The sequence below is a fragment of the Rhizobium sp. TRM95796 genome, from assembly GCF_025779995.1.
In the GTDB taxonomy this organism is placed as follows: domain Bacteria; phylum Pseudomonadota; class Alphaproteobacteria; order Rhizobiales; family Rhizobiaceae; genus Rhizobium_E.
This window is the reverse complement of the sequence record NZ_JAOXHE010000002.1, coordinates 113,284-125,751: the sequence shown is the minus strand read 5'-3', so window position 1 is coordinate 125,751 and position 12,468 is coordinate 113,284. Positions and strand designations below refer to the sequence as shown.

General features: G+C 63.5%; 9 protein-coding genes and 1 tRNA gene. 7 read left to right on the top strand and 3 right to left on the bottom strand.

The window, feature by feature from the left end; translation table 11 throughout:
• Positions 1-25: 25 nt before the first annotated feature.
• The gene (lipB, locus tag OCK01_RS06665) at positions 26-748 is read right to left on the bottom strand and encodes a lipoyl(octanoyl) transferase LipB (RefSeq protein ID WP_263823442.1); all 723 of its coding nucleotides are present in this window, start codon (positions 746-748) and stop codon (positions 26-28) included.
• A gap of 205 nt (positions 749-953) precedes the next feature.
• Between lipB and OCK01_RS06660 the strand changes: the two genes are divergently transcribed.
• The 3 genes from OCK01_RS06660 (at position 954) to OCK01_RS06650 (ending at position 3,618) form a co-directional block, all read left to right on the top strand.
• A tRNA-Leu gene (locus OCK01_RS06660) sits at positions 954-1,038 on the top strand.
• A 157-nt stretch (positions 1,039-1,195) separates the two neighbouring features.
• Entirely contained in the window at positions 1,196-2,269 is a 1,074-nt protein-coding gene (locus OCK01_RS06655) for a sensor histidine kinase (RefSeq protein WP_318530233.1), read from the top strand.
• A gap of 86 nt (positions 2,270-2,355) precedes the next feature.
• Complete coding sequence (locus OCK01_RS06650) at positions 2,356-3,618, top strand: SRPBCC family protein (RefSeq protein ID WP_263823440.1); 1,263 nt, start codon at positions 2,356-2,358, stop codon at positions 3,616-3,618.
• A gap of 5 nt (positions 3,619-3,623) precedes the next feature.
• Here the strand turns inward: OCK01_RS06650 and xth are convergent, their stop codons facing one another.
• Positions 3,624-4,409 carry an exodeoxyribonuclease III gene (xth, locus tag OCK01_RS06645; RefSeq protein WP_263823439.1) on the bottom strand — a complete coding sequence of 262 codons (786 nt, stop codon included), beginning with the start codon at positions 4,407-4,409 and terminating at the stop codon, positions 3,624-3,626.
• A 91-nt stretch (positions 4,410-4,500) separates the two neighbouring features.
• Complete coding sequence (gene erpA, locus OCK01_RS06640; protein WP_182826554.1) at positions 4,501-4,830, bottom strand: iron-sulfur cluster insertion protein ErpA; 330 nt, start codon at positions 4,828-4,830, stop codon at positions 4,501-4,503.
• A gap of 146 nt (positions 4,831-4,976) precedes the next feature.
• Here erpA and OCK01_RS06635 point away from each other — a divergent pair, with 146 nt between their 5' ends.
• The 4 genes from OCK01_RS06635 (at position 4,977) to nagZ (ending at position 12,466) form a co-directional block, all read left to right on the top strand.
• Positions 4,977-6,194, top strand: a complete 1,218-nt coding sequence (locus OCK01_RS06635) for a deoxyguanosinetriphosphate triphosphohydrolase (RefSeq protein ID WP_263823438.1) — start codon at positions 4,977-4,979, stop codon at positions 6,192-6,194.
• A gap of 62 nt (positions 6,195-6,256) precedes the next feature.
• Positions 6,257-8,011: an arginine--tRNA ligase gene (gene argS, locus OCK01_RS06630; RefSeq protein WP_263823437.1), complete on the top strand. Its 1,755-nt coding sequence runs from the start codon at positions 6,257-6,259 to the stop codon at positions 8,009-8,011.
• Between the two features lie 65 nt (positions 8,012-8,076).
• Positions 8,077-11,322, top strand: a complete 3,246-nt coding sequence (locus OCK01_RS06625; RefSeq protein ID WP_263823436.1) for an SPOR domain-containing protein — start codon at positions 8,077-8,079, stop codon at positions 11,320-11,322.
• 127 nt (positions 11,323-11,449) lie between these two features.
• Positions 11,450-12,466, top strand: a complete 1,017-nt coding sequence (gene nagZ / locus OCK01_RS06620) for a beta-N-acetylhexosaminidase (RefSeq protein ID WP_263823435.1) — start codon at positions 11,450-11,452, stop codon at positions 12,464-12,466.
• The last annotated feature ends 2 nt before the right edge of the window (positions 12,467-12,468 follow it).

The window sequence follows — 12,468 nt, the reverse complement described above, 5'->3', positions numbered from 1 at the left end:
ACGGGTCGGGCGGAACGAAAGCGCATCAGAGGCGGCGCTCTATCTCCACCGGCCCGAACACCCGCTCCACATTGGCCTTCAGGATGGTGTCGACATCGCTCATCATCACCAGTTGCCCGAGATCGACGAGGCTGGTCACGCCGTATTGCGCTATGCCGCAGGGCACGATGCCGCCGAAATGATCGAGTTCCGGGTCGACATTCAGGGAGAAGCCGTGAAAACTCACCCATTTGCGCAAACGGATGCCGATGGCGGCGATCTTGTCTTCGGTCATGGAGCCGTCGGGCAGGCGAGGGCGCTCCGGTCGCTGCACCCAGACGCCGACGCGATCCTCGCGGCGTTCGCCGCGGATATTCATGTCGGAAAGAGAGCCGATCACCACGTCTTCCAGTGCGGCGACGAAGGCGCGCACGTCCTGCCGGCGCCGCTTGAGATCCAGCATCACATAGGCGACCCGCTGTCCCGGGCCGTGATAAGTGTATTCGCCGCCGCGCCCCGTCGCGAAGACCGGGAAGCGGTCCGGCGACAGCAGATCCTTGGCGTCGGCGCTTGTGCCGGCGGTGTAGAGCGGCGGATGCTCCAACAGCCAGATCAGTTCGTCGGCCTCGCCGGCGGCGATTCTCGCGACTTCCGATTCCATCTCGGCCACCGCGTCCGGATAGTCCACCAGCCCGTCGGAAATGCGCCAGCGCACGGGATTTCCAGCCACTTGGGGCCACATGGACTGGGAAAGTTCGGCGCGCTGCATGGCGAAAAAATCCTCGAAAGCGATCTTGCGCCTATGTGGGGAAATTTATCCACAAAGGCAAGCCGCGCAAGGCGAAGCCGAGAGTTTCAGCGCTTTGCGGCGGCGCCGAAAAATATCGTCAAAAATCTTTCACACCGCTCTTGTGCGGCCGGAATCCATTTGCTAGATGCTCCCTCGCCGACGGAGTTCGGCACTCTACCACGATGCGGTCGTGGCGGAATTGGTAGACGCGCAGCGTTGAGGTCGCTGTGGGGCAACCCGTGGAAGTTCGAGTCTTCTCGACCGCACCAATCAAAAAAGCCCGCCTTTCGAGGCGGGCTTTTTTGCGTTGCAACGCCGGCGAGACACGTGGCTTTTATCAAATCTTCGTGTTGACTTATCTTCTAATTTGCTGCGGGATGTCTTTGAAAGATTTGCGAATATGCCGCAATCGAAAGGCGGAGTGACATGTGGACAGACGGTGCCTGGTATGAGCGTCGCTTGATCGGATTACATCGGTTCGCCAGCAACGTCCAACGGGTTCCCGGGTTTGGATACGGCCTTGCGCTCGTCTCGTTCGTATTGGCGCTTGTCCTTCGTATGGCGTCGGACGATTATTTGCCGCCTGGCTTTCCCTTTTTGACGTTTTTTCCTGCGGTCATCTTGTCGAGTGTGTTCGGCGGCGCGCGCGCGGGTATACTGTGCGCCGTCCTTTCCTTGCTGTCCGCCTGGTATTTCTTCATTGCGCCATATAGCGAATTCGGCGTCAGCGCGCCGGTCATTCTCGCTCTCGCTTATTTCGCGCTGGTCGCCACGATCGACATCACGATCATCGCCTGGTTGAACAAGTCGATCGCGGCGCTCGAAATCGAAAAGGAACGGAGCCGCAAGCTGGCGGAAGAACGGCTGGACCTCGCCCGCCATCAGCGCTCACTGTTTCAGGAACTGCAGCACCGAACGGCGAACAATCTCGCCATGGTGGCCTCGCTTCTGTCGATCAGCCAGCGCAAGCTCAAGCATATTCCCGAAGCCGTGGATGTTCTGCAGGATGCGAGGCTGCGGATCGACCAGATGTCGCGCGTGCATCGCCGGCTCTACGACCCTTCGACCGACGCGGTCCGGCTCGACAAGTTTTTCCGGGAATTATGCGAGGATCTACTGACCACCGGCGGCGTCAGCGACTATGAACTCGCCGTCGATTGCGATCCCATCGAACTCAGCGTGCAGCAGCTCACCAATCTGTCGATGATCGTGCTCGAAGCGCTGATGAACGCGCTGAAACATGCCGGCTCCGCCTCGGGCAGGCTTCGCTTGTCGCTCGGGCTCAAGCGTCAGGAGGACGGATCGGCGATTCTCGAGGTGCAGGACAATGGCGGCGGCTATCCCGCGGATTTCGATCCGTCGACCAGCCGTCAGCTCGGGTTCCGCCTGATCCAGTCTTTCGCCGACGGTTTGCGTGGGGACGCGCGGTTTTTCAACAGGGACGGCGCCGTGGTGGCGGTTCACTTCAAGCCGTGCAGCGAAAATCACGCTTTCGAGTGACACCGCTCGAAATTTAACGAAAGACACAGCACGGTCTCAACAGTCCGGCGTCTAAACATGGGTCAACGTCTTCTTTTGGAGCGCCCATGCCCCTGTCACCTTCCTCGATCCTGTTGCTTGCGTTGAATGTCGGGCTGCTCTGGCTGCTGATGGCCGCGCCGCTCGGCCGTCGACGCATCGTCATGCGCCGGACCTTCGACGCGGCGCCGGAACAGGTCTGGGCGATGGTTCATCCGCTCGGCGCGCACGCCACCTGGTCGCCCAAGATTGTCGAAAGCCAGGCCGGCGAGGGCGAAGGTCGCGTGCTCCAGACCATGAGCCACCACGATCGCCGGGGAGAGCCGATCCGTCGCATCCTCGCGCTGGAAAGCATCCCGGCTCATGGGCAACTCGCCTATGCCGCGCGCGTGGTCGAAGATTCGGCGTTGGACCCCGTCTTCTGGTCCGACTATTCGGAGACGCGCAGCGTGACGGCGAGGGACGGCAGGTCGGAATTGACGGTGGAGCTGGCCGATCGCTACCGTGGATTGGCGTTCTTTCTCTATCGCGTCATCATGCTCCGGCGGGAACTGCGCGATATCGAGACCTGGTTGAAGACGGGGAAAGCCGAACAGACGGGCATGCTGGAGCGTCCTATGACGCAAGTCCTGCTGGCGGTTTTGTCCACATTGCTGCTCTGGCCGTTTCTCGGCCTGACCACCCACGGCCTGATGCTGTCGACGATGCTCACCGTAACGATCGTGTGTCACGAGTTGGGCCATATGGCCGCCTATCGCGCGTTCGGTCATCAGAAGGTGCGGATGATCTTCATTCCGCTGCTCGGGGGGCTGGCGGTCGGCGGCAGACCCTATAATTCGAAATTGGAAGTCGCGGTCTGCGCCCTGATGGGCGCCGGCTTTTCGGCCTTTCTCGTTCCGATCGGCGTGGCTCTGCACGGCCTGGCGTCCGGACCCAATCCGCAAGCGGCCGATCTGGTGCTTTTGTTCCTGTTGGTCAGCGGCGCGTTCAACATGCTCAACCTGCTACCGATGTCGCGCTTCGACGGCGGTCAGGTGATCCGCCAGGTGTTTCCGACCCGCGACGGCTTGATGGGCGCGACATTCCTGGTCACTGCGGCGGTGCTATGGATCGGCTGGCGGATCGGTATTCCGATGACCGCGCTTTACGGGGGCCTTGCGGTGATGTTGGCTCTGAGCTTTCTGACCCAGGGCAAATCGACGGTGAAGCCGCGGCATGAACTCGACGAGATGACGCCCGCCGAGCGGATGCTGGTCGGCTTCGCCTATTACGCCGCGCTCGGCATCCACGGCCATGCGCTGATTTTCGCGAGCGATCGCCTGTTCGGCTGACCGTCTCAAAAAGCGAAGACGCCAGCCACCGGCACATGGTCCGACGGCTTTTCCCAGTCGCGCACATATTTTTCCACGCTGGTCGATTGCAGCCGATCGGCGGCCTCCGGCGAAAGCAGCAGGTGGTCGATGCGGATGCCCCAATTCTTCTGCCAGCTGCCGGCCTGGTAATCCCAGAACGTATAGAGCGGCGCGCCGTCCGACGTCGCTCTGACGGCGTCCGTCAAGCCGAGATTTTCGAGCCGCCGGAACGCCTGCCGCGTCGCCGGCAGGAAGAGCGCGTCACCCTCCCAGACTTTCGGGTCCCAGCAGTCATGCGGCTCGGGGATAACGTTGTAGTCGCCGGCGAGAATGAACGGCTCTTCGAGCGCCAGTCGGTCCCGCGCATGCGCTTCGAGGCGCTGCATCCAGCCGAGCTTGTAAGGATATTTGACCGGATCGGCGGACGGATTGCCGTTGGGCAGGTAGAGGCAGCCGACGCGCACTGCGCCGCCCTCGACCGAGAACACCGCCTCGATATAGCGCGACTGCTCGTCCGCATCGTCGCCGGGCAAGCCGCGCAACACGTCTTCGGGGCGCAACTTGGAAAGCAGCGCCACGCCGTTGAAGCCCTTCTGGCCATGGGTTTCGACATGGTAGCCGAGCGCCTCGATCTCGCCCCGCGGGAAGGCGTCGTCCTGGCACTTGATTTCCTGCAGGCAAACGATATCCGGCGCCGACTCCTTGAGCCAGGCCAGGAGATTGTCGATGCGCGCGCGGACGCCGTTGATGTTCCAGGTGGCGATTTTCATGCGGATCTTCCTCGGCGCTTCATATCTCGGAGGGTTTGTCTAACCTTTTCCGACATGTGCCGCCAGATCCTGAATCGATCGCCGAACAGCCTCAGATGGCGAAACTCGTTCCGCATCCGCAGCTTGCCACGGCATTCGGATTCTTGATCTGAAAGCTCTGGCCCATCAGATTGTCGACGAAGTCGATTTCGGAACCTTCCATATAGACGACGGACATCGAATCGATCAGCACCTTGGCGCTGTTTTTCTCGATCACCAGATCGTCGTCGCCCTGGTCGCTCACCAGATCGAACTTGTAGGAAAAGCCCGAACAGCCGCCGCCTTCGACCGAGACGCGCAGTGCGGTCTTGGCGGGGTCCTTGGAGACGATCGCGGCAATGCGGCGGGCGGCCGCGTCGGTGAGTGAAATCATGTTGCTCATGCTGGTCTTCCTCTCCAATCGGGGTCAAGGTCCGTTGGGTGAGTTGATGATACGCCAAAAGAGAAGCTTCGGGCAATGTCCTGCTTTTATTGACTGGACGCACTAGGTAAGTAGGAGGCTCACAGGCGTCAATGGGAATGGAGTTCATGACGATAGACAGGCAGGCCCTCGGTTTCGGCGTCGGCGCGCTCGCGCCTTATGCCGCGGACGCCTGGAAGACGCGCGGACGACTGTTTTCCGAAGGCGGCAGCCCCACGCGCTCCGATTTCCAGCGCGATCGCGACCGCATCGTCCACACCACCGCTTTCCGGCGCCTCAAGCACAAGACGCAGGTGTTCATCGCCCATGACGGCGATCATTATCGCACGCGACTGACCCACACGATCGAAGTGGCGCAGATCGCCCGGGCTCTGGCGCGCGCGCTGAAGCTGGACGAGGACCTCGCCGAGGGCGTGGCGCTGGTGCATGATTTCGGCCACACGCCCTTCGGCCATACCGGCGAGGATGCGCTGCACGCAGCCCTCGAACCCTATGGCGGTTTCGACCACAACGCCCAGTCGCTGCGCATCGTCACCAAGCTCGAACGCCGTTACGCGGAATTCGACGGCTTGAACCTGACTTGGGAAAGCCTCGAAGGGCTCGTCAAGCACAATGGCCCGTTGGTCGGCCCGGACGGGCAGGGGACGCGCGGTCCCGTGCCGCAACCGATCCTGGACTACTGCGCCCTTCATGATCTCGAACTCTCCAATCACGCCAGCCTGGAAGCGCAGGTGGCGGCCATCGCCGACGACATCGCCTACAACACCCATGACATCGACGACGGCCTGCGCTCCGGCTACCTCACCTTCGACATGCTGGAGGAAGTGCCCTTTCTGTCCGGGCTGATCCGTGAGGTGCGGGACCGTTACCCCGGTCTCGAGGCAAGCCGGCTGACCCATGAGATCATGCGCCGCCAGATCACCCGCATGGTGGAGGACGTGATCGGCGTCACCCAGCAGCGGCTCAAGGATGTGAGGCCGGAGACAGCGGACGACATCAGGACCGCAGGCCTGACCTTCGCGAGCTTCACCGAGGACATGGCGGTCACCGACAAGCACATCAAGAAGCTGCTCTTCACCCATATTTACCGGCATCCCGAGATCATGCGCATCCGCGCCGGCGCCGCCCAGATCGTCACCGATCTCTATTCCGCCTTCATGGCGGCTCCGAAGGAGATGCAGAGCCATTACTGGTACGATCGCTTCGACAGCATGCCCGAGCAGATCAAGGCGCGCCATGTCGGCGATTATCTCGCCGGCATGACCGACAATTACGCCGTCGCGGCCCATAGGCGCTTGTTTGACCACACACCGGATTTGCGATAGGGCAGCCCGCGACAAGGCTGAGACGGCGGCTGCGATGGCGACCGCCGCCGAAAGGATATGCGATGAACCTGTTTGCGGAATTCGAAACCCGGATCAAATCCATCCTGACCGACAAGGTCATTCCGGAGGACAAGCGCGGCGCTGATCTCGCCCGCGTCGTCGTCGAACCGCCGCGCGACGCCTCGCATGGCGACCTCGCCACCAATGCCGCCATGGTTCTGTCCAAGCCGATGGGCATGGCGCCGCGCGCGCTGGCCGAAGAGATCATCAAGCATCTGAAGGAAGACGCCGATGTGGCCGAGGTGGCGGTCGCCGGCCCCGGCTTCATCAACATCCGCCTTTCCGGCGCCTATTGGAGCCGTTTCCTCGCGGGGGTGATCGTGGCGGGCGAGGCCTATGGCCGCTCGACCATCGGCGGCGGCCGCAAGGTCAATGTCGAATATGTCTCGGCCAATCCGACCGGCCCGATGCATGTCGGCCATTGCCGCAACGCGGTGGTGGGCGATTCGCTCGCCAATGTGCTGATCGCGGCCGGCTATGACGTCACCAAGGAATATTACATCAACGACGCCGGCTCGCAGATCGATACGCTGGCCCGTTCGGTCTTCCTGCGTTACCGCGAGGCGCTGGGCGAAACGATCGGCGATATTCCCGAGGGCCTCTATCCGGGCGATTATCTCGTTCCGGTCGGTCATGCGCTCAAGGATGAATTCGGCTCGAAGCTTCGCGGCATGACCGAGGCCGAATGGATGCCGATCATCAAGGAACGCGCCATCGACGCGATGATGGCGATGATCCGCGACGACCTCGCCATGCTCAAGGTCCATCACGACGTGTTCTTCTCGGAGCGCTCGCTGCATGCCGATGGCGGCGCGCTGATCCAGAGCGCCATCAACGACCTGACCTATAAGGGCCATGTCTATCGCGGCTCGCTGCCGCCGCCGAAGGGCCAGGTTCCGGAAGACTGGGAGGACCGCGAACAGGTGCTGTTCCGCTCCACCGATGTCGGCGACGACATGGACCGTCCGTTGATGAAGTCCGACGGCTCCTACACCTATTTCGCCGCCGACGTGGCCTATTTCAAGAACAAGTACGATCGCGGCTTCTCCGAGATGGTCTATGTGCTGGGCGCCGACCATGGCGGCTATGTCAAGCGTCTCGAAGCGGTGGCGCGCGCCGTGTCCGAGGGCAAGGCCAAGCTGACCGTGCTGCTCTACCAGCTGATCAATCTCTACAAGGACGGCGAGCCGTTCAAGATGTCCAAGCGCGCCGGCAATTTTGTCACGCTGCGCGACGTGGTGGACGAAGTCGGCTCCGACGCCGTCCGCTTCATGATGATTTATCGCAAGAGCACCGAGCAGCTCGATTTCGACTTCGCCAAGGTGACGGAGCAGTCGAGCAACAACCCGGTCTTCTATGTGCAATATGCGCATGCGCGCTGCGCCTCGGTGGTCCGTCAGGCGCTGGAAGCTTTCCCGGATCTCGATATCGGCGCCGAAGCCCTGTCCGAAGCGGCGAAAAAACTGATTACCAACCCGAACGAGTTGCAGCTTGTCGCCAAACTGGCAGAATATCCCAGATTGATCGAATCAGCCGCCTCCGCGATGGAGCCGCACCGCCTGCCGTATTACCTCTACGACCTGGCGGGCGTTTTCAGCGCGCATTACAACAAGGGCCGTGATAATCCCGAGTTACGGTTTGTTAAGGCTAACGATAGAGAATTGACCCAGGCCAGGCTTGGGCTGGTGCGCGCCGTTGCTGCTGTTCTGAAATCCGGATTGTCGATTGTCGGCACATCCGCGCCGGACGAGATGTAACGAAGCCACCATTTGCCCACAATGCGCTGGCATGTTCTGTGCGAGATGCGTGATCGAGTGGTGAAATGGCAGATAACCAGCGGGTGCTGAAGAAAAACGCCGACGACGGCTTCCTGGCGGAAGACGATCCGTTGGCAGAGCTTGCCCGGATCGTCAATTTCGACCTTCCCGTCACGCCGAGCCGCGCGCGGATCTCCACGCCTCGGCGGGAACCGGAATTCAATCTCGAGGACGAGCTCCTCAAGGGGCTCGAACAATACGAGGTCGAAGACGACGCGCCGGACCTGAGCGCGGAAGCTCCCTTCGTCGCCCCGAATGTCGATCACGACGTTCGCTCCGCCGCGGCGCCTGTCGCGCGCGAGCGATCGGTCGAGCCTTCATTCGGGCCCGTTCGGGAGGGGCCGGCCTTTTATGCGCCGGTCGAGCCTGTCGCGAGCCCCGTTTCCGAGCCGCCCTACGTCCCGTCGCCCGCCGAACCGGTCTTCGACGCCGCGCCGCAGCCGCGTCTGGATCCCGTCGGTCGATCGCTGTTCGATCTTGAAGAAGAGATCATGCAGGAATTTGCGGCTTTTGACGCCCGTCGCGACGGGCCGGCGCCGCAAAACGCCTTCGAGCCGGCTCTCTCCCGACGCGAGCCTGAGCCGCCGGTCTATGCCCCGGCGCCGGAAGTCGCGCCGCTGCAGGCGGATGACGACCTCGCGGCAGACGGCTGGCGTCTGGAAGATGCCGATTTCGCGCAGGGCGAGGGCGCGCTCGATGTCGACGTCGAGCCCGAAACACAGCCTCTCGTCGAGGCGCAGCATACTTTCGTCGAAGCTCACTGGGACGACGCCGACGATTTTCCGGCCGATACCCTGGTCGAAGCGCTGGAAGACGAATTGCATCGCTCCATGGCCGATTCGCTCGATACGGCCGATGTCGAAGACCACGTCATGGAAGAGCCGCGCGTTGCGCCGGAACATCTCGCCTGGTCCACTCCTTCTGTCGATCCGGCCTCCTTCGACGACGACGCCTTCTGGCGTGAGCCCGAGGCCGATCTTTCCGTCGTCGAGGAAGAGGCTGCGTCTCAGCCCCGTTCTCAGCCGTCGACCGCGGACGCCATGGCGCTCGACCGTCTTTTGGCCGATGTCGAGCGGTATCCGGTGGTCACGCGCTCCGGCTGGTCGCGCTCGACCGCCTTCGCGCCCGTCGGCGGCAATTTGGCTCCGGCGGCTCGCGAGCCGGCAATCCCGCTCGTCCCCCAGGCCGAAACGGTTGCGCCTCCGGTCCCGTCGCCCACTGCTCAGGCGTCGGCCCTCGCATCCGTCGCGGTTCAGCCGGCGGTTGAAAAGGCGCGCGAGGACGTCGTAGAAACATCCGACGAGGACGACTTCCCGTTTTTCTCCGATGCCGAACTCTTCGATGAAAACGCGTTCGAACTCGATCTTCGTGAAATCGAACTCGATCTCCTCGACGTGATGGACGATGCGCCGCCCGCCAAGCCGGTTGTGGCCGCTCCGGAGCCGGAGCCGATCGACGATTCCTATCCTGCGGTGGAGAATATCGCGAAGCCTGCGCTGGAGGCGCCCGTCGTCATCGACGCCGCTCCGGTGAGATCCGACATCGGGGACCTGACCTCGTTGCCGTTCGATCCCTCGCAGATCTCCGTCGAGGAAGATGCGCTGGAGCCTTTGGCCGAGATCGACGTGCCGGAACTTCCGGTGGTCGAACAGGAACAGGCCTCGACGGATCCGGCCGATTACGATCTCGATATCGACGCCGATATGGCGGAGTTTTTCGCCGCGCGTCCCGAGCCGGCGGCGATCCTGCCGAGCCGGGCGGCGGGGCGCGTCGAAAGCGCTGCTCAGCTTGCGGCGGCGCCTGAAAAATCGACTGGCGATTTCGACGAGTTCGAAAAGGCGCTGGAAGAGGATTTCCGTCGTTCGCTGTCCGAGAACCGCGCGACCGTCAATCTCGACCGTGTTCCGCTCACGCCTGTCGACGTGGAAGAGACGTCGGACCGTCGCGGTCGTTCGCGGCGGGTTCTGGTTCTCGCGGCGTCCGTCGTCGGCGTCGCGCTGCTCGGCGGCGCCGGCGTCTACGCGTTCATCGGCGGGGCAGGCGGCTTGGTCGCAACCTCCGGCGAACCGAAGATCATTCTCGCCGACAAGGAGCCGATGAAGGTTGCGCCCGAAAATCCGGGTGGCCAGAAGGTCCCGAACCAGGACAAGGCGGTCTACGACCGCGTCTCCGGCGCGAGCACGGAAGAGGCGAAGCAGCCTCGTCTCGTGACCTCGAACGAAGAGCCCGTCGACGTCGTCCAGAAGACGCTGATGCCGGAAAACCTGCCCCTGGACGACGAACAGGACGCCATGGGCACGCCGACCGAAGACACGACCGACGCCCGGCTTCTGCCGGAAGGCGCGACCGAAAACGTGTCGACTTCGGAAAAGGTCGCCACCGGCGTCGCGCCCCGCAAGGTGCGCACCATGATCGTCCGGCCGGACGGTTCGCTGGTGCCGCGCGAAGAGATCGTCGCCGACACGGCCGCCGCCACGCCGGATGCGCCGGCGACCGCGTCCGCCCAGCCGGTGGACGTGCCCGAGCGGCTGCCGCCGGATGATATTTCGCGCACCATCGAGCAGGCTTCGGCCGATCCGTCCGTAGGCCAGGAACAGGCGGCCCGCTCGGTGCAGCCGGCTGCGAGGCAAACGCAGCCCGTCGCCGACACGCAGTCCGCCGCCGACAACCAGACCGACGCTGCCGAAACGGCGACAGGCGATCCGACGGATGGCGCGGTGATCACCGATCAGGCCGCGATCGCCGCCGCTTCGCAGGCGGACGTGCCTGCCGCGACCGACGCGACCGAAACCGCGCCGGCGGAACAGCCGCCCGCTCAGCCGGTCGAAACCGCCTCGGCGCCGGCCAACACGCCGGTGCCGAGCAATCGCCCGGTCGAACAGCCGGTCAACGTGATCGGCTCCGTCACCGATCAGGGCCGCGTCACCGACGACCCGGCCGCCGCGCCGCAGACGGCGAATGCAGAGCCGCAGACGCAAGCGCCTGTCGCCCAGACGCCGACGCCGGCCGGCTCCTATGTGATCCAGATCGCATCGCTGCCCAGCCAGGCCGACGCCGAGTCCTCCTACAAGCGTCTGTCGACGAAATTCGCCGGCGTGATCGGCGGCCGCGGCGTCGATATCAAGCGGGCGGCGATCGCCAACAAGGGCACCTATTATCGCGTCCGCATCCCCGTGGGTTCCAAGCAGGACGCTCAGGAGCTCTGCGCCCGCTACAAGGCCGCCGGCGGTTCCTGCCTTGTTTCCAAGTAAGGTTTACGATTAATCTGCGCGCGGCCGGGACATTTCGTTCCGGCCGCGCGTGTTTCCAGCCCATCGGGCCGCGGACCCCCGTCGTTCCGCGCCCGCGATCTGCGAACAGCGACACGAAAGATCATTCATGAGCGATATCAACGCCGTCATCTTCGGGGCGAGCGGCCTCGACCTCACCGAAGCCGAACGCGCCTTCTACCGCGAGGCCAATCCCTGGGGCTTCATCCTGTTCGCGCGCAACATCTCCGCCGACGCAGAGCAGATCAAGCGCCTGGTCGCCGATTTGCGCGACAGCGTCGGTCGCAATGCGCCCGTCTTGATCGACCAGGAGGGCGGGCGCGTCCAGCGCATTCGCGAGCCGCTTTGTCCGCGCTATCCCTCGGGTCGTGACCTCGGCGACATCTGGCGGCAGGATCCGGCCAAGGGCGTTCGCGCCGCCTGGCTGATGTCGCGCCTGCACGCTTTCGACCTCCTGAAGCTCGGCGTCAATGTCGACTGCCTGCCGGTGCTCGACGTGCCGATCGAAGGCGCGAGCGACGTGATCGGCAATCGCGCTTACGGCAAGAATCCCGAGATCGTCACCCAGATGGGCCGCGCCGCCGCCGATGGCCTCAAGGCCGGCGGCATGCTGCCGGTGATGAAGCATATGCCGGGCCATGGCCGCGCCTTCGCCGATTCTCACCATGATCTGCCGGTGGTGGACACGTCGCTCGAGGAGCTTCGCGCCCATGACTTCCCGCCCTTCAAGGCGATGGCGAACGAGGTGATGGGAATGTCCGCGCATGTGGTGCTGACCGCTGTCGATCCGGACAACCCCGCCACGACCTCGCGCAAGGTGATCGAGGAGATCATTCGCGGCGAATTCGGCTTCGACGGCCTGTTGCTTTCCGACGACAGCTCCATGAACGCGCTCAAAGGCACGCTGGGCGAACGCGCCCGCGCCATCGCCTCCAACGGCGTTGATGTCGTGCTCCACTGCAATGGCGCGATGCCCGAGATGCTGGATGTCATCGCGCAGGTGAAGCCGCTCGCCGGCAAGACGAAAGAGCGCGCCGACCGCGCCGAAGCCGCCTTCGCCGCTCCCGACGACAGCAATGAGGCCGATCTCCGCGCCGAATTCGCCGCACTCCTTCCCACGGCGTGAGG